This is a genomic window from Psychrobacter sp. 28M-43 (assembly GCF_014770435.1).
Classification (GTDB): domain Bacteria; phylum Pseudomonadota; class Gammaproteobacteria; order Pseudomonadales; family Moraxellaceae; genus Psychrobacter.
In genome coordinates this window covers 2502073-2522171 of sequence record NZ_CP061739.1, presented here as the reverse complement: position 1 = coordinate 2522171, position 20099 = coordinate 2502073, and the positions used below count along the sequence as shown (strand labels likewise).

The 20099-nt window shown below is 42.6% G+C and carries 22 protein-coding genes; 13 read left to right on the top strand and 9 right to left on the bottom strand.

Annotated features, from left to right (window positions below):
- Positions 1-165 precede the first annotated feature (165 nt).
- The 3 genes from IEE84_RS10535 to IEE84_RS10525 all read left to right on the top strand — a co-directional run bounded on the left by IEE84_RS10535 (position 166) and on the right by IEE84_RS10525 (position 1571).
- On the top strand, positions 166-564 hold the full coding sequence (locus tag IEE84_RS10535; RefSeq protein ID WP_224737773.1) for a hypothetical protein: 399 nt from the start codon (positions 166-168) through the stop codon (positions 562-564).
- Positions 565-726: 162 nt separating this feature from the next.
- Entirely contained in the window at positions 727-1038 is a 312-nt protein-coding gene (locus IEE84_RS10530) for a hypothetical protein (RefSeq protein ID WP_057761376.1), read from the top strand.
- A gap of 221 nt (positions 1039-1259) precedes the next feature.
- Entirely contained in the window at positions 1260-1571 is a 312-nt protein-coding gene (locus IEE84_RS10525) for a hypothetical protein (RefSeq protein WP_191114142.1), read from the top strand.
- A gap of 170 nt (positions 1572-1741) precedes the next feature.
- Here the strand turns inward: IEE84_RS10525 and rpmG are convergent, their stop codons facing one another.
- The gene (rpmG, locus tag IEE84_RS10520; RefSeq protein ID WP_010201403.1) at positions 1742-1897 is read right to left on the bottom strand and encodes a 50S ribosomal protein L33; all 156 of its coding nucleotides are present in this window, start codon (positions 1895-1897) and stop codon (positions 1742-1744) included.
- A gap of 128 nt (positions 1898-2025) precedes the next feature.
- The gene (rpmB, locus tag IEE84_RS10515) at positions 2026-2262 is read right to left on the bottom strand and encodes a 50S ribosomal protein L28 (protein WP_057761372.1); all 237 of its coding nucleotides are present in this window, start codon (positions 2260-2262) and stop codon (positions 2026-2028) included.
- A 397-nt stretch (positions 2263-2659) separates the two neighbouring features.
- Between rpmB and IEE84_RS10510 the strand changes: the two genes are divergently transcribed.
- The gene (locus tag IEE84_RS10510) at positions 2660-4822 is read left to right on the top strand and encodes an Ig-like domain-containing protein (RefSeq protein ID WP_323969758.1); all 2163 of its coding nucleotides are present in this window, start codon (positions 2660-2662) and stop codon (positions 4820-4822) included.
- Between the two features lie 206 nt (positions 4823-5028).
- A complete protein-coding gene (purU, locus tag IEE84_RS10505; RefSeq protein ID WP_224737772.1) occupies positions 5029-5949 on the top strand; it encodes a formyltetrahydrofolate deformylase in 921 nt (306 codons plus the stop codon).
- 83 nt (positions 5950-6032) lie between these two features.
- Here purU and IEE84_RS10500 read toward each other — a convergent pair whose 3' ends face one another.
- Positions 6033-6797: a cytochrome C assembly family protein gene (locus IEE84_RS10500; RefSeq protein WP_191115465.1), complete on the bottom strand. Its 765-nt coding sequence runs from the start codon at positions 6795-6797 to the stop codon at positions 6033-6035.
- A gap of 452 nt (positions 6798-7249) precedes the next feature.
- Between IEE84_RS10500 and ffh the strand changes: the two genes are divergently transcribed.
- The 7 genes from ffh (at position 7250) to IEE84_RS10465 (ending at position 13784) form a co-directional block, all read left to right on the top strand.
- Positions 7250-8794, top strand: coding sequence for a signal recognition particle protein (gene ffh / locus IEE84_RS10495; RefSeq protein ID WP_057761369.1), 1545 nt, complete (start codon positions 7250-7252; stop codon positions 8792-8794).
- A 270-nt stretch (positions 8795-9064) separates the two neighbouring features.
- Positions 9065-9766 (top strand): tRNA (adenosine(37)-N6)-threonylcarbamoyltransferase complex dimerization subunit type 1 TsaB, encoded by a 702-nt coding sequence (gene tsaB, locus IEE84_RS10490; protein WP_191115464.1) that lies wholly within the window; start codon positions 9065-9067, stop codon positions 9764-9766.
- A 158-nt stretch (positions 9767-9924) separates the two neighbouring features.
- A complete protein-coding gene (locus tag IEE84_RS10485; RefSeq protein WP_191114141.1) occupies positions 9925-10767 on the top strand; it encodes an undecaprenyl-diphosphate phosphatase in 843 nt (280 codons plus the stop codon).
- A gap of 66 nt (positions 10768-10833) precedes the next feature.
- Positions 10834-11733: a class I SAM-dependent methyltransferase gene (locus tag IEE84_RS10480; RefSeq protein ID WP_191114140.1), complete on the top strand. Its 900-nt coding sequence runs from the start codon at positions 10834-10836 to the stop codon at positions 11731-11733.
- Between the two features lie 91 nt (positions 11734-11824).
- The gene (locus IEE84_RS10475) at positions 11825-12067 is read left to right on the top strand and encodes a hypothetical protein (protein WP_191114139.1); all 243 of its coding nucleotides are present in this window, start codon (positions 11825-11827) and stop codon (positions 12065-12067) included.
- 129 nt (positions 12068-12196) lie between these two features.
- Positions 12197-13114 carry a 4-hydroxybenzoate octaprenyltransferase gene (ubiA, locus tag IEE84_RS10470; protein ID WP_191114138.1) on the top strand — a complete coding sequence of 306 codons (918 nt, stop codon included), beginning with the start codon at positions 12197-12199 and terminating at the stop codon, positions 13112-13114.
- Positions 13107-13784 (top strand): DUF4112 domain-containing protein, encoded by a 678-nt coding sequence (locus IEE84_RS10465; protein ID WP_191114137.1) that lies wholly within the window; start codon positions 13107-13109, stop codon positions 13782-13784. The genes ubiA and IEE84_RS10465 overlap by 8 nt, the downstream gene beginning before the upstream one ends.
- 143 nt (positions 13785-13927) lie before the next feature.
- Here IEE84_RS10465 and IEE84_RS10460 read toward each other — a convergent pair whose 3' ends face one another.
- From IEE84_RS10460 to ispZ, 6 genes are all read right to left on the bottom strand, one after another.
- Positions 13928-14572: a hypothetical protein gene (locus IEE84_RS10460; protein ID WP_191114136.1), complete on the bottom strand. Its 645-nt coding sequence runs from the start codon at positions 14570-14572 to the stop codon at positions 13928-13930.
- A gap of 82 nt (positions 14573-14654) precedes the next feature.
- Entirely contained in the window at positions 14655-15089 is a 435-nt protein-coding gene (locus IEE84_RS10455; RefSeq protein ID WP_191114135.1) for a secondary thiamine-phosphate synthase enzyme YjbQ, read from the bottom strand.
- Positions 15090-15195: 106 nt separating this feature from the next.
- The gene (gene mnmC1 / locus IEE84_RS10450; protein WP_191114134.1) at positions 15196-17262 is read right to left on the bottom strand and encodes an FAD-dependent 5-carboxymethylaminomethyl-2-thiouridine(34) oxidoreductase MnmC1; all 2067 of its coding nucleotides are present in this window, start codon (positions 17260-17262) and stop codon (positions 15196-15198) included.
- Positions 17263-17386: 124 nt separating this feature from the next.
- Positions 17387-17776: an SH3 domain-containing protein gene (locus tag IEE84_RS10445; protein WP_224737771.1), complete on the bottom strand. Its 390-nt coding sequence runs from the start codon at positions 17774-17776 to the stop codon at positions 17387-17389.
- Positions 17777-17832: 56 nt separating this feature from the next.
- The gene (locus tag IEE84_RS10440) at positions 17833-18159 is read right to left on the bottom strand and encodes a YciI family protein (protein WP_191114132.1); all 327 of its coding nucleotides are present in this window, start codon (positions 18157-18159) and stop codon (positions 17833-17835) included.
- A 94-nt stretch (positions 18160-18253) separates the two neighbouring features.
- On the bottom strand, positions 18254-18805 hold the full coding sequence (gene ispZ / locus IEE84_RS10435; protein ID WP_191114131.1) for a septation protein IspZ: 552 nt from the start codon (positions 18803-18805) through the stop codon (positions 18254-18256).
- A gap of 291 nt (positions 18806-19096) precedes the next feature.
- On the opposite strand from ispZ, the gene IEE84_RS10430 reads away from it, so the two are divergent.
- Positions 19097-19978 (top strand): PHP domain-containing protein, encoded by an 882-nt coding sequence (locus IEE84_RS10430; RefSeq protein ID WP_191114130.1) that lies wholly within the window; start codon positions 19097-19099, stop codon positions 19976-19978.
- Positions 19979-20099 lie beyond the last annotated feature (121 nt).

Here is a 20099-nt window from a genome sequence, read left to right as displayed (position 1 = left end):
ATTAGAATGTGCTGTATAACTTATGACTATATAGTTAATCCTCTATAAAAGAGCTACAGCGTTAACCTCGCTTGAAGTATCACGTATACATCTGCGCTCAGTTGCCTTGTATCTCTTTTAAATTGAATCAATTCTATATAACGGTCAGTCACGTAAAGGTGAAATATGGACACAAACAATTCTAGCCGTTCAACAGAACCTTCTGAGCAAGTAAACTCTCATGAAGCGTTGAATCAGCAGGCAAGGCAGTCACTTGAAAGTGAAACACCGCAGCGCAGTTTGGTGCCTAGAGGTATCACTATTGGCTTAGCCATGTTTGCACTGGTACTTAGTTTGGCAGGTTATGGCTTTCGTCTGATGGTAGGTGATGACGTCGAAACCGTACTGCGTCATGCTGCGGTCATTGTGCCTGCATTTATGCTAGGCATTCCGCTGTTTTTTTGGGTAGGCTCTCGCATACTCAATAAAGTTAAAGGCCTGCATATCGAGAGTTGGAATGCGATTAGTTTGGGTTATTTGACCTCTTGTATATCGATGCTATGGCTGATGGGTACTTATAGTTAAGTAGTTTCGCTGTAAATATAATGCTTTTCCACGCCTGTATTGTTTATTCGCACCTGTATTTTTTACTCGCATCTATATTGTTTATTCACGCCTATACAGTGTCGTAATATTTTATATTTTTAATCATTAAGCCATGTTCTACAAGCATGACTGGAATTTTATATGAGAATCGTACCAGCCAGTATTGCTAAAATTATCTATCCTAAAGACTTACCAAATGGCTTATTTACCAGCTTAATTATCGCTTGTTTATTAATGGGATTGGCGTCATTACGTCACGGAACCGATTTACAAGGTTGGCTAAATGTCATTGAAAACTGGCTGCTTATGCTGCTGATATTGCCCACTGCGACTGCCACCGTTGCACTGCCATTTAAATATCGTGATCCTAGCCTTGAGCTAAAGCTGGTTTATTACCTTGGAATGTTTGTGGCCTTCTTATTTACATTAGGAAAGTTACGTTATTGGCACTAATATATACAAATGACATGGCATTCAAGTTTGCTTTTATAGCGAAGACTTATGTGACAGCCCTTGAATTTCAATGTTAAAGCGTCCATTGTATGAGTAAGACAGATTTACCCGCGTTACTGTAAGACGATAGATTTGCCGAATGAGTTTATTTTTAAGAAATGACTGCTTTGCAATGACTAGTTTCTCTACCAGTACTAAACGGGATAATAAGGAACAGATTAATGCCATACGATATCGATAATGATATAGAAGTAGATAACGAGAATACCGACCAATTTGCAGGATTTGCCAAAGAAACCACGTTAGAGCTGGTGGAAGCTGATGACGGTAGGTTGTTATTGCGTGATGCTGAACAAGATGAAGCGCCGCTGATGACTATTGATTTTTCTGACAAGCTAAAAGAACTACTTGGTAGCGATACTCAAGCCATTGGTCAACATATGATTCATGCTGCGATTCAGGTCATTATGCAAAAGCAAATGAGTAAGTGGCATGCGCATGTATATGATAAAGAACCAAAACACTACAGCTAATTTTTAGTTGTTTCTGAGCACTAATTAAAGCGAATAATTGAAGACGTAGCTTAGCAACATGAAACTACAGCCATAAAAAAAAGGGTTTATCAATTGATAAGCCCTTTTTTTGTTCAAATAACGTCTTTATAGAAAGTATTTATAAAAACACCTTCTACAAATGATGGCAGTTATTTGATTTTAGCTTCTTTGAAGATCACATGCTGGCGTACTTTTGGATCAAACTTTTTGATTTCCATTTTGCCAGGCATAGTGCGCTTGTTTTTAGTAGTGGTGTAGTAATACCCAGTACCAGCTGTTGATACTAATTTAATTTTATCTCTCATGATAGCTTTCCTGTAAATGAGGGGTCTTCAAACGATAGGTACGTGTCTCAAAGAGTGAGTTGCCACAATTAATGTAGCAAAACAGCAGCCTAAATGATGAGAGTCATCATCCAGCTGCTATTTTTAACTTAAACTTTTTGACCTTGTGCGCGTAGATCCGCTAACACTTTATCGATACCAAGTTTGTCAATGATGCGCATACCTTTGGTAGACACACGTAGACGTACAAAGCGGTTTTCAGACTCTACCCAAAAACGATGGTTGTGAAGGTTTGGTAGAAAGCGACGACGGGTTTTGTTGTTTGCATGCGAAACATTATTACCCACCATAGGGCGCTTTCCAGTCACTTGGCAAACTCGAGACATGGCGAACTCCTAATCTATGAGGTATGAGTTTTTCTCATACCAGTCTGGGCAAGTTGCACGTTTTTGCGGCATGGACACAGCAAGCGGCAGCTTTGCACCAAACAAAACTATATGAAGGTTGAGCTGGTTTTGCTGCTATCTAAAGGCAAATAACAGGCTGACCAATTCAGAAAATTTTAAAGCCGACATTTATACCATAAAACAGATGAATACTCAAATATTTTTACAATAACTGTCGAATTAAAGGAGGGCTATTATACCCTGAAATGAGCGCTCTATGTTGTTGATTGTTTAATAGTAAAGATTAATTTTTAGTTGTAAGTTATAACAAAAGTCAGTAAAGTTGCTGTTATATATTTAATACAATCTGTTAATACGCCAGTATTACTGTAAATCTATGTATCATTACCAATCTCTTTTGATTCTGGGTAATGATTTTTTGCTTATTTGCTCAGATAAATTACTGCTCATGCGGAGTCAAAAAATGTCATATAGCTCTCTACCCCTTACTTCTAAGTTGTTTCAGCTCACTTCTTTGACTTGCGCATTAGCATTAGCAGGTTGTGGTGGTGGTGATGGCACTGATACGATTGCGCCAGCGCCTGATTTAGGTGTAAGTGTAGGTACTAGCGACGGTGGCGTAGGTAGTGGGGATATTGGAGACGTTTTGAATGTTAGTACGGTATCTCTACTAGACGCGAATTCTAATCTGACTAGAGTAATTTCTATGTCGGGTGTTACGGCTAGAGTTGTTGTTACAGACTCTGAAGGTAATGGTGTAAGTGGTGCTTTAGTGACATTTAGTGGCGAAGGAGTTAGGTTTGGTACATCTAATGGAGCCGTACTGACTAATGCTGAAGGCGTAGCAACAACATCTGTCGTACCATTATCTTCTACTGATACTGGTAGTTACAGCTTGTCTGCGACAGCAACATATGACGATGTGAGTGCAACCACTGCTAGTTATAACTATTCATTACAAGCAGCTGATATTACGTTAGTAAATTTTTCTACGGGTGAAAGTCTTTTGGAGTCTGGCGGTTCTACAATTGTTACATTGCAAACCAAAGACACAGTAACTGATCAATTTCAAAATGATGTGACTGTTAATCTGTCATCAACATGTGGTTCGTTTGAAGAGGCTAGCGTAAGCTCTTCTAATCAAGGGAATGTAAGCACAACTTATAATGCTATTGATAGTAACGGTAAGCTATGTGAAGGTACTCAAACGATCACTGCAGTTGCTGCAAATAGCACTTCTTCCTCGCAAAGTATTAATGTCAATATTAAAGCTATCGAGGCAAGCTCTATTGTATATACAACTACCAATGCAGTTATATTGGGTGCAAAAAACAGCGGCTCGTCTTCATCTAGCCAAGTAGAGTTTACTGTCTACGCTAGTGGTGTGCCTGCAGCAAATCAAGAAGTAGTGCTTAGTTTAAACGAGTCATCGCCGTCTGACTTTGCATTCATATCACCAAACAACCGTAGCACGCAAACGATAAGAAGTAATGCTTCAGGAAAAGTAACGGTAAATCTATATCCTGGGAACATTCCAGGACCAGTGGAAATTAAAGCTTCCTTAAAATCAAATATTAATACTTTTGCATTGGCGAAAAATATATCTGTAGCGACGGGCCGTCCTACTCAAAATGGTGTCACATTAGCAATAGGCAAAAATGTCTTGGCTGATAATGCCATCGATACTACAAATATAGCAGCATATCTAACGGATCGCCAAGGTAACCTTGTTCCCGATGGAACCGTAGTAAGTTTCGTATCTGAAGGCGGGACAGTGACACCCAATTGTGCAACTGTTGGTGGTAACTGTTCGGTAACATTCACATCGCAAAACCCTAGACCTGCAAATGGTCGAGTGAGTGTTATTGCCTATGTAGAAGGGGATAAAGCGTATTCGGATTTGAACAGAGATAACGTATACACTGCAGGAGTAGATAAACTACTAGACAATATCGGTCATTTTTTCCGCGATGATGACGAAGATCTAAAATATACTCCGGGCGAGTTTGTCTATAGAAGAGGGGCGTTACCTGAAGGTTCAAAAACTGAGTCTTGCTCTGCAAGTACTTTGTCTCAGCCCAATTTACCAAATTTTGTAGTTGAACCTAATGAAACTGAGACCACATGTGATGATTCATTATCAACAGTATTACGCAAACAAGTTATTATGGGTTTTGCTAATGACACTCCAACTTTTTACAACTTTCAAGTAATGCCAGGTTCTATCTTATTTGAGATGTATGGTAGCAGTTTGAAAACAGTGTCTATGCCTTCAGGAACTGCTCTGAGTCTAATCGTTAAAGATAATACTGATAATGATCTCACTTGTGAGCCAGAAATTACAGATGGTAATATGACCGTACCTGCGCTTGTTGCATTAAATCGAGTAGATGGTACTACGAATCAGAACTTCTTCGAAGGTAGCGATGATGTTAGTTATATCGTCTCAACTGAAGGTTGTGCTAATGGTGATAGTATTAAGCTATCAGTTACTACCCCAGCACCAACGTCAAAAAATACTACAATTCGAATTTTCTAGAAAATCTATCCTGTTTGATAAACTAAAAACCTCTGACCACATGTCAGGGGTTTTTGCTTTATTCTTCTAAACAACTAAATCATCCTAAATAACCAAAAACAACCAACTCGCTCAGCAAAGCACCGCAAAAAAGATTAAAATAACTGGTTTACTACGCTGTCAGCAATTTTTCAGCGATAAGTCATCATTTTTATATTGGGCGAATTATGTCAGACAACACTAAAACGGTTTCATTATCGACCATAGCTTCTCAGAGCAAACAGATTCCTAGCGCTATTGATACAGCCACGTTGCTCATCAAATGCAAAGATCAGGCAGGTATCGTACAAGCAGTCTCTGAGTTTATTCATCGTTATGGCGCTAATATCATTACGCTTGACCAGTATTCAACGGCGCATGAAGGCGGTCAATATTTCATGCGTTTAGAGTTTGCTTTGGCAGGATTGAGCGATATTATCGAGAATTTTGAGGCCAGCTTTGCGCATACGGTTGCTAAGCGACACGATATGGATTGGCGTCTACATAATAATGCAACGAAGACCAAAGTCGGTATTTTGGTATCTAAGTTTGATCATGCGTTGTTAGATTTATTATGGCGACATCAGCGTGGACTGCTCGATTGCGAGATTACTTGCGTGGTCAGCAACCATCCTGATTTAAAGCAAGCAGTACAAAATTTTGGCATTACTTTTCATCATGTGCCAGTGACCAAGGATAATAAAGTAGAGGCAGAAGAGCAAATCCATAAGCTGATGGCAGGTAACGACTTGCTGGTATTGGCGCGCTATATGCAAATATTGTCATCAGATTTTGTCAAACGTTGGCCAATGCAGATTATTAATATCCATCATTCATTCTTACCGGCATTTGTGGGCGCAGATCCTTATCGTCAGGCTTATGATAAAGGTGTTAAGCTTATCGGTGCAACTGCGCACTATGTCACAGCAGAGCTTGATCAAGGGCCTATCATCGAGCAAGACGTACACCGTGTGACGCATCGCCAAGGGGTAACAGAGCTGCGTGCTATCGGCCGTGATATCGAACGCAACGTATTAGCACGTGCCGTAAACTGGCATGTGCAAAACCGTGTGATTGTGGCGGGTAATAAGACAGTCGTATTTAACTAAGAAAAATGAGTAGTGAGTCTGCTAAGAATAGAAAAAGGCGGTCAGTAACTAGTGTTGCTGACCGCCTTTTTTGAACATATATTTTATAGGAGCATTTCTAAGACGAACTTGCTACCAACAAAGCCAATGGCTAATAGAATAAAGGCATAAATAGTGATATTGGCCGCACGTTTGCCTCGCCAGCCTGCACGCCAATTACCAAATAGTAGTACACCAAATAATAACCACGACAGCAAACTAAAAACAGTCTTGTGTACGATGTGCTGTGCCATCAAATCTTCTACGTATATAAATCCAATCCCCAGTGCGATACTGAGCAATACAAAGCCAACCAAGAGCATATCGAATAATAAACTCTCCATACTTTGCAGGGAGGGTAGCTTATTGACCCAAAAGCGGTGAATGGTATGATGCTTGAGCTCACGTATTTGTAGACGTAGAAATAGCGCTTGTACCGCCGCCATCAACAGCACACAATAGGCAGCTAATGATAATATGATATGGATTTCAAGTCCGATACTGACATCCGTTAGTGGTTGATAAGGGGCGCGGCCGACATAACCGATAGTCATACCTATCAACGCAGTGGGTGCTGCCAAAATACCAAGACTAAGAATAGGGCGATATAAACAGAACAACAGGTAAAAGAATAAGAAAAATAAACTGGTCAGACTGATTATATTGAATAAGTTGAAATTCAAACCATACAGCGTCACAACGTATGGATATAGCAGTGCCGCATGTGCAGCCATGCCAACCAGCAATAAGCCCAAACTGAAGCTTTTGTGGATAGGTTTGTCCTGAACCAGCGCCCAACCAATATGGATACTGACTAAGACATAAGCCATGCTAGCAAATAAGAATGCAAAGTGCACAGATAAAAAGCCTCATCTTATACTGAGCATAAACTGCCGCTCAATGTGTCGCTAAAGTGGTATTATCAGAATGATTAGAATAATCGTCCAATTTATCATAAAATGGGTGCCAATTGAGCACCATCTTGCTTATAACTTATAAATGATCGGTAGTGCTGCATAGCGCAAAACATAAAATATGTCATCTATAAAAAGTTGACTACAATTATAAGCGCTGTGTCCTTTGCGAAACGACTATAAGTTTTGAATCATGTTAATGCTATAGTATTGATAATATAATTCTTTTATCATGTCCCTTGTCATGCAATATCCTAATATCTTATAGCGTATCCTAATATTATTTATGAACCATTTTAATGGTTTGATTTAGAGTTATTTTAATTGCGTATTATTTAATTGAAAACCATTTTAATTGAGAGTTATTTATGTTTGATACCTTAACAGAACGTTTATCGTCGAGCCTACGCAACATCGTCGGTACCGGGCAGTTGACCGAAGACAATATCAAAGACACGTTACGTGAAGTGCGTATGGCGTTGTTAGAAGCCGATGTAGCACTACCTGTCACTCGTGATTTTGTAAAACGCGTCAAAGAACAAGCGCTTGGTGCTGAGGTGCTAAAAGAGTTGGCGCCAGGCCAAGCCTTTGTCAAAATCGTACACGACGAGCTGACCGAAATGATGGGCAGTGCCAATCAGCAGTTAGAGATGACAGGTAAACCGCCTGTTGTCTATTTGCTAGCAGGTTTGCAAGGTGCAGGTAAAACGACTACAGCAGGTAAGTTGGCCAAATATTTACAAGAGCGTCAAAAGAAAAAAGTGATGCTAGTTTCTGCCGACGTTTATCGTCCAGCGGCTATCAAACAGCTTGAGCAAGTAGCCGGTCAAGTGAATGCTAAGTTTGTGAACTCAAGCACAGATGAAAATCCAATTGATATCGCAAAGCGTGCGATTGAAGAAGCCAAAATCCAATATCAAGATATTCTGATCATTGATACCGCGGGTCGTCTACATATCGACGATACCATGATGGATGAGATTAAGGCGCTAACTGCTGCGGTTAACCCATCTGAGACGCTATTCGTCGTCGATGCAATGACGGGTCAAGATGCCGCCAATACCGCAAAAGCCTTTAATGATGCATTGCCATTGACGGGTGTTATCTTAACTAAGACTGACGGTGATGCTCGCGGCGGTGCGGCGCTTTCTGTGCGCGCTATCACTGGCAAGCCAATTAAGTTCTTGGGTCGCGGTGAAAAACTAGATGAGCTAGAGCTGTTCCACCCTGAGCGTATCGCTCAGCGTATCCTTGGTATGGGCGACGTACTGAGTTTGGTCGAAGAAGTTGAGCAAAAAATTGACCGTGATAAAGCCGAAAAAATGGCGAAAAAGATGCAAAAGGGCGGTGACTTCGACCTTGAAGATCTATTGACCCAGTTCCAGCAGATGAAGAGCATGGGCGGTATGGCAGGATTTTTAGACAAAATGCCTGGTATGGGCGGCTCAGACATGCAAAAAGCGGTCGAAGATGCTAAGCCAGAAGAAAAAGTACGTGAGATGGAAGCATTGATCAATTCAATGACACCATTTGAGCGTAAAAACCCTGACAAGATTAATCCAAGTCGTAAGCGCCGTATCGCTGCAGGTTCAGGCCGTGAGATTCAAGATGTTAACCGCTTGCTCAAGCAACACAAGCAGATGGCAAAGATGATGAAAATGATCTCAAAGCCTGAAGGCATCAGTAAAATGATGAAGTCTATGCAAGGCCTCATGGGTGGCGGTAGTGCTGGCGGTGGCGGCGGTCCATTGTTTGGTGGCGGTCAGCAAGGTGGCGCTAAAGACGTGAATCCAGAACAAATGGCCAAGCAGATGGGACTGGATCCAAACAACATGCCAAGCACCGAAGAGATGCAAAAGCAAATGCAAGAAATGCAAAACCAAGCACCAAAGAAGTTCAAAACCCGCTTTTAGATAACAACTAGTTATTTTTAAGAAGTTTGAGCAAAGCCCCGAAGCCAATGAAGCTTCGGGGCTTTTTATCGTTATCAGTTGTAGATAAACACTGATGGATAAAGTGTGAAAAATATAGAAATTAATAAAATTCGTGTACCCTAAATGCTATGATAGGCGCTGCTTCACTCTGTCTAGATTATTATAGGACATGAATGATAGATCGTTATAAAAAAATAGTAAAATCTGATAAATCAATTTAGAACGCCAAAAGTAAAAGCCGAGGTTGTGATGTTTTTAGCAATGGATACCGTGTTCGATCAGTGTTCGATCGCGATTTTAGATTCGAGCGGACAGGTATTGTCGAGCCATACCGAAACAGGTAAGCGTCAGCAGACTCAACAGATTTTACCGATGATTGATGCTGCATTGTCTGAGGCGCAGTTACGTCTTGCTGATATACAGGCTTTAATATTCAATCGCGGGCCGGGTGCGTTTAGTGGTATCCGCATTAATACGGCAGTGGTACAGGCTCTGTCTGTAGCGCATGATTTGCCTTGTGTTGGCGTCTCAAGCCTGCAAGCAATCGCACAATGCGCGTATCAGAAGTATGGTCTAGCACATCTATACAGTGCCCTTGATGCTCGTATGCAGCAAGTCTATTTTGGACAGTATGAGTTGGTAACTGACGACCAATTAGGTTATAGCATTATGCAGCCAGTCTTGGCTGATGGTGGCGATAGTACAGAGCAGCTATTAGATTATGATAGCCAAACAGAGCTCAACCTGCCTATCGTTGGTAATGGCGCGCCGCTATTGGCACGACATGATCAGCAAGACTGCCATGAAGATGTTTGGCCAGATGCGGTTGTCATTGGGCAGCTTGGTATTGCTCAGTTTGCAAACGATGGTGGTACGGAAGCATCACAGGCATTGCCAAAATATCTACGTAATCAAGCTTGGAAAACACTTAAAGAGCAAGGTAAAGCATAGCTTTATAAATATGCTTTTTGCAGCGTCAATTGATAGCAGCTAGCTTTTTAGTGTTTAGCAAGTGCATACCAATATAAAATCAACGTTAATATAGGACAGCCAATAGGTCTGTTTTTAGGCCAGTTTTTTTAGGCCAGTCTGTTTCTAGGAAAGTCACTGTGGATATAGTTTTATTCGTTCAAGCTGTCATCATGGGTATCGTTGAAGGTATCACTGAATTTTTACCCATCTCTAGTACGGGATATTTGATCTTATCAGCAGATGTGATGGGTTTCTGGACTAAAGAAAAAGTTGATTTATTTGTTGTTGTTGTGCAGCTTGGCGCTATTTTGGCAGTGATTTATGACTATTGGGGTAGATTGTGGCAAGCGCTGATGGGCTTACTGACTGGCAAAGCAGAGGGCATGACCAATCCTAGACAGTTGGGACTGAGTCTGATTGTCTCTACTATTCCTGTGATGATTGTTGGTTTTACCTTTGCCGATGAAATCAAAGCTTATTTGTTTAATCCTATCGTCGTTGCCATTATGCTCATCATCGGCGGTCTACTGATATTTTACGTGGAAAAGCGTCCTAAAACGGTCATTGCAGAAGAAGCGGAAGATGTCAGCATAAAAACTGCGTTGATGATTGGTTTGTTCCAATGTTTAGCTCTTATACCAGGGACGTCACGCTCAGGTGCCACTATTATTGGCGCGCTGTGGTTAGGTGTATCACGTAAGGCTTCTGCTGAGTTTTCTTTCTTTTTGGGTATTCCTGTCATTGTAGGCGCGGCATTATTAGATTTGATCAAACATGGTGACGTATTAACCAACAGTGAAGACTGGCTGGTGCTAGGTATCGGAACCATCGTATCATTTGTAGTAGCGCTACTCTGTATCCGCTTACTTGTGGCATGGGTAAGTCGCCGTGACTTTACTATTTTTGCTTGGTTGCGCATTATCACGGGTGTTATTGTGTTGGTCGCCGCTTGGGGCTTTGGTTATCAAATGGCTGGCTAGATTTGCGTTATGATTTAACACGCCAGCAATTTATAGTGAAAATAATCAGCAAATAGGATGATGGTTATGACCGATGTGCCCCAAACGTATGACGAGACAGGTGTTGTTGTACATTGTCAGTTATTCTACGTCAATGACAGCCAGCAAGCACAGGTTGAGAGTCTACAGTCATTGATAGCTGAGCATACATTACCAATTATCTTAGATATTAAAGTCGCTACAGAGAAATTAACTCAAAAGCACCGTCAGCAGTTGAGCCAAGCATCTACTCAGCCTATTTTATTATTAGATGATAAAGACAAGCTATCATGGTTAAGTGATGGGCTTAGTGTGGCACCTGAGTGGGACAAGTTGCAGCGCCGTGTAGTGAGTGCTGGCCGTAAGTCTGAGCTGCTATTACAAGCGGCCAAAATCACATCAGATAGTCACATTATTGATGCAACTGCTGGCTTTGGGCATGATAGTTTGATATTGGCCAGTACTGGTGCCCAAGTTACTATGCTTGAGCAACAGCCGTTGATGGCATTGCTATTACTTGTAGAGCAGCAGCGTATGAGTGCGCTACCCAATTGGCAAAAGCTCATGAGCCGTCTACAGATTATTAATGCTGATGCGCTCAGTTATTTTGCGAATCTAGAAGCAAGCACCGCAATAGACGATGCTATGGCAGTCGATGTCGTCTATTTGGATCCGATGTTTCCAGAGGATAGCTATCAAGATAGTAAGACAGGTAAAGGGGCAAAAGTCGGTAAGCATATGCAAGCACTGCATCAATTGGCTCGCCCACCAACGTTAGATGAAGAGCGACAACTGCTAAGTAGTGCGCAGGTCGTTGTTAAACAAAGTACGCAAGGTCAAGGTCGCGTGGTCGTAAAGCGTCCACAGTATGCACCGCTGCTCGCTGACGAGCCTGCTAGCGAAAGCTGGCATAATGAAGCCGTACGCTTTGATGGGTATTTTGTCTGACAGATGCTGTTTGTGATAACTAATGTACGAGTATAAATGTACGCAATTAATCAGCTTATATGTGCAGAATTAATGGTTTTAGGAGCAAGGAATGTCAGCGTTAATCATTTGGGTTATGGGTGCAATTCTATTGTTGATTAATATCATGCTGCGTACTCGAATTCTTCGGCTTGAGGCACGGTTAAAAGAACTGAGTAATCCACAAGAGCAACTGACATTTTTACGTCAGCAAGCTAAACAGAAAGACAAAGTCCCAGCGCTGAAAGCTTTGCGCAAGCAATATCCTGAGCTATCACTGATCGAAGCGAATAAATTATGGCAACAAATTCAGTAGCCAGGCCATTAACTTAGTAATTAGTCTATTAAAACTCAGTAACCAGCCCCTTCAAAAATTAATTTAGTTGTTCTGAGCTAAGTATATAAGCGCACATAAAAAGTATTCAAACAATGATAATAAAAAGCCATGACATTTAAAGACAAGCTACAAGCCTACATCCAGCTAACCCGTTTTGATAAGCCAGTCGGCATTGAGCTGCTCTTATGGCCAACGCTTTGGGGCGTACTACTCACTGCAATGGGTCAAGCGCAGCAGCAAGGAATGACGGCAGCGTTACCAAGTATCAAAGTATTTGCGATATTTGCCCTTGGTGCAATATTTATGCGAGCGGCTGGTTGTGCGATTAACGACTTTGCTGATCGCAAAGTAGATGGTCATGTGACTCGCACTAAAGGCCGCCCGTTAGCAGATGGACGCTTATCTGGCAAAGAAGCCATCGCTGCATTCTTAGTACTGGTGCTATTAAGCGCCAGTCTGCTATTTTTTCTGCCTATAGCAGTATTCTACTGGTCGCTTGGTGCTGTTGTATTGGCATTTATTTATCCATTTATGAAACGTTATACGCATTTGCCGCAAGTATTTTTAGCAGCTGCTTTTGGATGGGCGATACCGATGTCCTATGTGGCGGTGCAAGGTGCTCCCGATATTTGGTGTTGGCTGCTATTCTTAGCCTATATGTGTTGGACAGTGGCCTACGATACCCAGTACGCCATGGCTGACCGTGAGGATGATTTAAAGATTGGCGTGAAATCAACAGCGATACTATTCGGTCGTTATGATGTGATTATCATCTCAATATTACAGATGCTATTTTTGCTGACGATGGGCGCGGTTATGTGGCATTACTTTGCCCCGACCACATTAGGCGTAACCCCAGTATTTGGATTGGCGCTAGTTGCGATGATGTTTGCCAAACAAAACAGCGCTTGTGCCAGTCGTAACCCTTTGGCCTGCTTTCAGGCGTTCTTGGCCAATATCTGGGTAGGGCGCTATGTCTTTGCGCTCATCGCAGTTACTTGCATATGGACGACGCTAAATGGATAATTTCGATAAATTACCGAGATTCAAATCAAAGAAACTGTCTGATACGAATGCCTCAGTCTTAGACTATCAAGCTAAACTTGCCGAAAATGGGCTGACTCGCGAGCAAGTTATCGCAACTGAGCGTAAACTGGCAAAATTTGCTAACACCATGGATTCACTAGTACGAGTGCCTTTTACCAAGCAAGGAATGGGTGCGGATGCGGCGCTTTCGACCATTCCACTCGCAGGAGATTTGGCAGGATTGGCGTTGACCAGTTATGCATTTATATTAGGGCGTCAGTTAGGTGTGCCTGCTCATAAAATGACGCCAGCGGTTAGATTAGCACTTATTGATATGGTCGTTGGTATCGTACCTGGCATTGGTACGCTATTAGATATTTTTATTCGCCCTAGCCGTAAGGCACTGGGTATCGTGCACGAGCATCTACATCATGAGTATGGTATTACCGAAACCATGCATATGGATCGACCGTTTCTGCACCAATCATTAGAAGACAAGCAGAAGCAAAGCCGTTTTGGGTTTTTTTGGCGCAATCCAATCGTTGCTTGGTTATATCTGCATATCCCTGATTTTCTTGGACTGCTAGTCATTGTATTTGTCGGCTGGGGGATATGGACATTGATAAGTTGGTTGGTCGGACTTTTTGGGCAATCGACTGGGTTTGGGTGAATACAATCACTCATCAGATAGCTCAGTAGAGACAATTCAGTAGAGAGCAATACACAGAAACGAAAAAGGCGGCAACGACAATAACGTTTGCCGCCTTTTTTATGGTTTTAAATAGGGTATTAAAACAGAAGGCGAAGCAGGTTTTATTCAGTGATGACTTCTGCTTCAGCACTAACGGCATCAAAGCTAGTGACTTTATTGTTTCGGATAAGGTCGATAGTGCCGCCACCAGCATGACTGACGAGTTGGATGCTACCGTCAGCTGATTGATAGGTAGGATTATTGCCTTGGCCTTCGGGTGCGCTTAAGGTTGTTTTTGGCTGGTTGGGACGAGTAATGATCGCGTTCAGCATACCAGCTGCCGACGTCTCAAAGACCACGGACAAACTCTCACCTGCTGCACTTTTATAACGGACATCAGTGATTTGTGCGCCTTTGATAGCTTGTTCTGGATTAGGTTTTTCAGCGCTAGCATTTGCAGTGAGCGTAGTATCACCAAGATCTTTATCTAACTCTGTTAAGCTCATATCACGTTCTGAATCAGTATCGGTCTGCGCTACATTTTGAGCATCATCTACGTTGCTATCTTCGGCTGCATCAACGTTGATATTGGTCGTTACGGGCGTGGTTTGCGTTGAGGTTTCAGCTGTAGTTGTATCAGTTGCTTCAGGTTCTGGATCTTTTTGACAAGCAGTCAGTAGCAACAGGCTGAAGAAAATAGCAGGAGCCGTACGATAAAGCAGTTTAGATTTTCGTAAGTTTAGTTTTTCTGAGAGAGAAGTATTCATAATCAGCTTTATCCGTTAATGGCGCTCTACGTAAATGTGGTAATTTGCAAGGGTCAACCTGCTATTTATTGACAGTATATTATTACGTATTTACCGTAATCACCAGCTTGCGCTGTCCGCCATATTCTTGCAGGTTTCTATGCTCACATAAGTAAATACCTTGCCACATGCCTAGACCTAACTCACCATCGACAAGCGGTATAGTCAAACTAACCCCAAGCATCATGCTTTTGAGATGCGCTGGCAAGTCGTCTGAGCCTTCTAAGGTATGGCGATACTCTGGCTGATCTTCTGGTGCGATTTTATTAAGCCAATCCTCTGTATCTAGTCGGACATCTGGATCAGCATTTTCATTGATCGCAAGACTGGCTGACGTATGCAGCAAAAACAGATGAACCAACCCTACCTTGGCAGAGTGAGGTAACAGCTGAGAAATCGCTTCTTCAATCCTCGGAGTGATGATATGAATGCCACGCGCATAGGCGGGTAGAGTAAGAGTGGTTTGGTAATAGCTCATAGGGTATATCTCATTATTAGAGTCGACATCAAATTAAGATATCATAAGACAGAATAAACCGTAGAGGGCATTGTTGTTATTTACACGAGAACTAATTTCCACAATATTAAACAAGCGGCGTCTGTAAACGTGTACGATTGGGTGATAGGCGTGCGAGCATTGCCTCTGACAGTGGTGCAAATGACCCTAGCATCATATCTGCTAATGCTTCAGCACAAATAGGTGCTAATGCATAACCCTTTGCGCCCATCGCACTCATTGTCCATATCCGCTGACTGTTTGCCAATTGTCCAATGATAGGATGGTAATCAGGCGTTTGGGTGCGAATGCCAGCTCGTCCCTGCCATAGACTCGTATCTGCCGGAATGACAGATGCCATTTCAGGAATGGCGGTAATGAGCTTATCACGACTAATTTGATGTTCCTCGTCACGTATATCAGTGTCCGTATCATTACGTATAAAGCTTGCCCCTAGTAGAAACTGAGGGCTGCACTCTGTAAAATCGTTTAATTGTCCGTCATCTGCTTGGGCAGTGAATGGCGTACAGTAACCACTATATTTGAGTGGTATTTTAGGCAGCTTAGCGTACTGCTCAGGGGTTGGCGTAAACCAAGACAGCTGCCCACGAATTTTACGGCAATCAAAAATACGCTGATCCAATTGATGACTTTCAAAAGCCGCGCAAATGACGATATTATCAGCAGTCACAGTGACATTATTACGGTTTCCATCAATACCTTCGATACGAACCTGCTGCTCAATCTCGTTGATTTTATTCACTTCTAATTGCTGAAAGCGAATGAGTGGATGAGTCAGTATGATGTCTTTTAATGCTTGCGGGTTGACCAGACCAGACTGAGGTAAGTACAAGTTCTCTGATAAGTTCTGCTCTTTTAGGCCACTAGTAACCTGTGCTTGCTCATGCGATAGGGTGGTCGCCATCTCGTCAGGATAGTCGGCAATTTGTTCCGTACCGATATTGGCTTTTATGAGTAAATCAAGGGCGCCAGTCAGTTCAAGTACCGGTGCTGTATTAAGCTGTACAGCTATTTGATTAAGGTCTCGATATAGCCTGCTGCTATGGAGATAACCTATAGTATGCAGATGCTCGTCAACATGGTGAATCGGCGTCATTTTGGGCGCAAGTAACGCTCTAGGATTGCCTGATGCACCTGCCAAGGGCGCTAATTTATCTAATAAGGTGACGGTAATACCACGATTGGCAAGCGACCAAGCTGTGAGCAACCCTGATACACCTGCACCAATGACGACAGTATTATCGAATGTGCTGTAAGTTGTTTTCTGCTTTGCATCGTGGCTTTTATTATCACAACTTTTATTATCGCTAGTAAGGTCACTACTTTCTATATCGATCATAATGGCCGTTAGCATTTCTCGCTTTCGACCAAAACCTCTGACTTTCTTAATTTGAAAGCCATGCTCTCTTAGTCCACGCTTGGCGATACCTGCACAGCTGTAAGTAGCGGCAGTCGTATGAGGGCGTGATAGGCGCTGCATTTGTGCAAAGATACTGTCAGCCCACAACGTACTGTTGCAAGAGGGCGCAAAACCATCCAAAAACCAAGCATCAATACAAGGCGTATGCTGGTTAGAATGGTCTAATACCAGTTTGCTTAGACTTTCTGCTGCATCACCAAGCCACATATCGACAGTTAAGTTATCATGAGAAAAACTTAAACGATGACAGCCTGCAATTAGGGGCGGATATGCAGCCAAAAGTGGCTTAATAAATGCCATTAGCTCAGGCGCACGCTCACCCCATAGCGCAAGTATCTGCGTCAGATCTGCTAGCGGTATAGGGAACTTTTCAGTAGTAATAAAGTGTAAACGAGCCGTTGCTAGCTGTGGGTTGGTTTCACGTAATTGTCGCCACAATTGCCACGTCGCTAGTAGATTAAGCCCAGTTCCGAAGCCTAGCTCAGCAATCGTAAAGCATTGCTTTGGTGCAAGGTGTGCCAAACGCTCTGGTAACTGATTGTGCTCTAGAAACACGTGACGCGTCTCTGCCAAACCATCTGCATGAGAAAAATACACATCCCCAAACTCACCTGATACTGGCACCATATTGCCGGTATCATCCGTTTGCCAGTCAATCTTGGCAGGCGTGATAACGTTTAAGTGTTCAGAGTTTTGATGATTAGCGGTAGACATGAGGCACTTCTTAGGAATATCAGGAACGGTAGCTAAACGGTCAGCAGTGACGGATCAATGATATCGACATTTGGTTAGACGTAGCGAAGTAGAGTAATGCAAGTCAGTGCTAGCAAAGCTTACACTACCAGCGCTCACGACGGACAAATACTAACCACGAGACAAAAATACCGACTAATAGACTGATCAAAACGGTAAACGCACCGTATAGAAACAATTGTCCTTTACTTTCGTAAACCAAGACATTTACTTGGGTCTGCAAGTCGTTCACTTGGCGCTGCAGCTGTGCATTACGGCTGAGCAGTTCTTGATTGGCAGCTGACAATGCTTTAGTAGATGGTTGCAACTGTGCCGCCAAGGTATCATTGATATCTAGCGCTGAGTTTTTCGTTGGTAAAGCGCGCGCCGCTACTGGCCCAGTCAACGGCAGCACTGCTGTCGGATCGGTTGCATCGACAGCAGGTGTTATGGGCGCAGTGGGTGCAGCCTGCGCCGAAACAGCTATCACTAACATAAGACCAATCAGGGCACTTTTGTAGAAACGGGTAGGTGAAAAAGAGACTCTCTGAATCACGATGCAGCTACTTGATTGTTGCTATCAGTTGGTGCTGGCAATGCTTGAATAAATGGTTTGATATCGACATGACTATACACGCCATCACGTAAGTAAGGCTCATCGTTTGCCCATGCTTGAGCCGCTTCGATAGAGTCAAAGTCTGCAATGATTAAGCTGCCAGACATATCACTTTTTCCATGCTCGATAGGCGTTGGACCTGCGATAACGAGGCGTCCCTCTTGGTGTAGCGCTTTTAAGCGTTCAATATGTTCAGTACGAGTGATCAGACGTTGTGCACTGCTATTAGCCACGTCATGACCAATGATGGCAAATAAAGACATGAGACTTCCTTAGTGAATAATAAAAAAGTAGTAATGAGCTTAGTATAAAGATCATAGCGACAAAGTGATTGCTGCTATGACAAGGCAACAGAAACTATTTAGTGGCTTTGTCCGTCAGCGCAGGGTTGAGATGCTTTTTCAACACGGCAAACTGAGCCACGACAAACACCAGCATAATCGGAATCCAGCCATAGGTCTTAAAGTTGATCCATGCTTCATCTGACATTGTGAACGCTGTGATATAATGTAGTACAGCCATTAGGGCAAAAAACAATGCCCAAGCAACGGTCAGCTTTTTCCAGCCGCTAAGCGTCAGGGTAAATACCTCTTTCATAGCAAGCTGCATCAATGGCTTATTAATAGCGGCACTGATGAATAGCGTCAATGCAAAAATACCATTGATAATGGGCGACTTCCAACGCAAATAAATATCATCACGCAGCAGTAATGTGCCGCCGCAGAATAAAATCGTTAATAATAGGACAACCCATTGCTGCTTATCAAACTTACCTTTTTGACGAATAAAATGAATGGCGTAAACGATAATAGTGGCGACTAGCAAAGCCCCTGCCGCTGCTAAAATACCGTTATAACGCGCCGCGATAAAAAAGGCAATTAAGGGAATAAAGTCTAATAATGCTTTCATAGCAAAGGGTATATCCAACAAAAACGTATGGGGTAGTTTACACGTCTACCGCACCAAAAAAAAGCAATCAACACGATAATCATGCGATATACGCAACCTACAGAGTAATACTTTCTTATTGCGGCTGATGATCATGCCACTGGCCAAATATAAACACGAATACAGCACCGACAACTGCTAAATCTACAGAATCGTCAAGACAAACTACAACGCACATAATCGTAACAATGACTGTCTGCTACCTAATTTTTATTCTACTTTTATTTTATTTAACACTTTAAGGCTCAGCTTATGAAAATTGACTTACATTGCCATAGTACTTGTTCAGATGGTACCTACGCACCGACCGAGGTCATACAGTGTGCCCATGCAGCGGGTATCAATGTATTGGCATTGACTGACCATGACACGCTGGCAGGGATTGATGAGGCAAGAGACGCTGCCAGTGCCTGCGATATGCAAATTATTAATGGTGTTGAAATCAGCTGTGAACATACGTTAAGCGGTGGTTACGGAAAGAACAAATCCACCAATAAAATTATTCACGTACTTGGACTGGACTTTACTGATCGCGAAAAAATGCATGCAACGTTGCAGCAACTGCAAGACAGTCGAGCCACTCGTGGTCAGCGTATCGCTGAAAAATTGAGTGAGTTATTAGATATTAATTATGATGAGCTATGGCAAGCAGTGCTCGATAAAGCAGGCGGCAACCCACAAGCAGTCGGGCGCGCCCATATTGGACAGGTATTGTTTGAGCGCGGTGAAGTCAAAACCGTTCAAAAAGCCTTTGATAAGTACCTAGCAGATAATAAACCTGCTTATGTAGCAATCGAGGCGTTAACGATGCAGCATGGTATCGAGCTGATTCATGCTTGCGGCGGCAAAGCGGTGCTCGCACATCCCACGCGATATCAACTATCAGCGACACGCGTGCGTAAACTGATCGAAGAGTTTGCGCAGCTTGGCGGAGATGCTTGTGAACTACCAGCCACTAGTGAGCCAATTAGTACTCGCAGAATGGTCGACCGTAGCATTGCTGAGCATGGTCTTGCGGCATCTATTGGTAGTGACTTTCATGGTAGTAACATGCCTTGGCGACGTTTGGGCGATGTTCCTACTTTAAATAATGATCAGCAAGGAGTTTGGGAATCTTTTGCAACGCTTGCTTAGTGAATAGGATTTACCTTGTTACAGTTACTTCTAATAAGGTTATTTTCAGTAGCGATAGGGCCTTATTTATCATGATGAATAAGGCTAAGAATGGGTAAGTAAACAAAATTGCATTCATAGA

What these genes read in the sequence shown, in the direction of transcription:
- purU (WP_224737772.1), top strand. Translation starts at nt 5,029, where the DNA reads ATGTCAGACAACACTAAAACGGTTTCATTATCGACCATAGCTTCTCAG.
- IEE84_RS10535 (WP_224737773.1), top strand. Translation starts at nt 166, where the DNA reads ATGGACACAAACAATTCTAGCCGTTCAACAGAACCTTCTGAGCAAGTA.
- IEE84_RS10460 (WP_191114136.1), bottom strand. Translation starts at nt 14,572, where the DNA reads ATGAATACTTCTCTCTCAGAAAAACTAAACTTACGAAAATCTAAACTG.
- IEE84_RS10510 (WP_323969758.1), top strand. Translation starts at nt 2,660, where the DNA reads ATGTATCATTACCAATCTCTTTTGATTCTGGGTAATGATTTTTTGCTT.
- IEE84_RS10455 (WP_191114135.1), bottom strand. Translation starts at nt 15,089, where the DNA reads ATGAGCTATTACCAAACCACTCTTACTCTACCCGCCTATGCGCGTGGC.
- ispZ (WP_191114131.1), bottom strand. Translation starts at nt 18,805, where the DNA reads ATGAAAGCATTATTAGACTTTATTCCCTTAATTGCCTTTTTTATCGCG.
- IEE84_RS10530 (WP_057761376.1), top strand. Translation starts at nt 727, where the DNA reads ATGAGAATCGTACCAGCCAGTATTGCTAAAATTATCTATCCTAAAGAC.
- rpmG (WP_010201403.1), bottom strand. Translation starts at nt 1,897, where the DNA reads ATGAGAGATAAAATTAAATTAGTATCAACAGCTGGTACTGGGTATTAC.
- IEE84_RS10440 (WP_191114132.1), bottom strand. Translation starts at nt 18,159, where the DNA reads ATGTCTTTATTTGCCATCATTGGTCATGACGTGGCTAATAGCAGTGCA.
- IEE84_RS10445 (WP_224737771.1), bottom strand. Translation starts at nt 17,776, where the DNA reads ATGTTAGTGATAGCTGTTTCGGCGCAGGCTGCACCCACTGCGCCCATA.
- IEE84_RS10500 (WP_191115465.1), bottom strand. Translation starts at nt 6,797, where the DNA reads ATGGCTTATGTCTTAGTCAGTATCCATATTGGTTGGGCGCTGGTTCAG.
- IEE84_RS10430 (WP_191114130.1), top strand. Translation starts at nt 19,097, where the DNA reads ATGAAAATTGACTTACATTGCCATAGTACTTGTTCAGATGGTACCTAC.
- rpmB (WP_057761372.1), bottom strand. Translation starts at nt 2,262, where the DNA reads ATGTCTCGAGTTTGCCAAGTGACTGGAAAGCGCCCTATGGTGGGTAAT.
- IEE84_RS10465 (WP_191114137.1), top strand. Translation starts at nt 13,107, where the DNA reads ATGGATAATTTCGATAAATTACCGAGATTCAAATCAAAGAAACTGTCT.
- IEE84_RS10475 (WP_191114139.1), top strand. Translation starts at nt 11,825, where the DNA reads ATGTCAGCGTTAATCATTTGGGTTATGGGTGCAATTCTATTGTTGATT.
- ubiA (WP_191114138.1), top strand. Translation starts at nt 12,197, where the DNA reads ATGACATTTAAAGACAAGCTACAAGCCTACATCCAGCTAACCCGTTTT.
- IEE84_RS10480 (WP_191114140.1), top strand. Translation starts at nt 10,834, where the DNA reads ATGACCGATGTGCCCCAAACGTATGACGAGACAGGTGTTGTTGTACAT.
- IEE84_RS10525 (WP_191114142.1), top strand. Translation starts at nt 1,260, where the DNA reads ATGCCATACGATATCGATAATGATATAGAAGTAGATAACGAGAATACC.
- mnmC1 (WP_191114134.1), bottom strand. Translation starts at nt 17,262, where the DNA reads ATGTCTACCGCTAATCATCAAAACTCTGAACACTTAAACGTTATCACG.
- ffh (WP_057761369.1), top strand. Translation starts at nt 7,250, where the DNA reads ATGTTTGATACCTTAACAGAACGTTTATCGTCGAGCCTACGCAACATC.
- tsaB (WP_191115464.1), top strand. Translation starts at nt 9,065, where the DNA reads ATGTTTTTAGCAATGGATACCGTGTTCGATCAGTGTTCGATCGCGATT.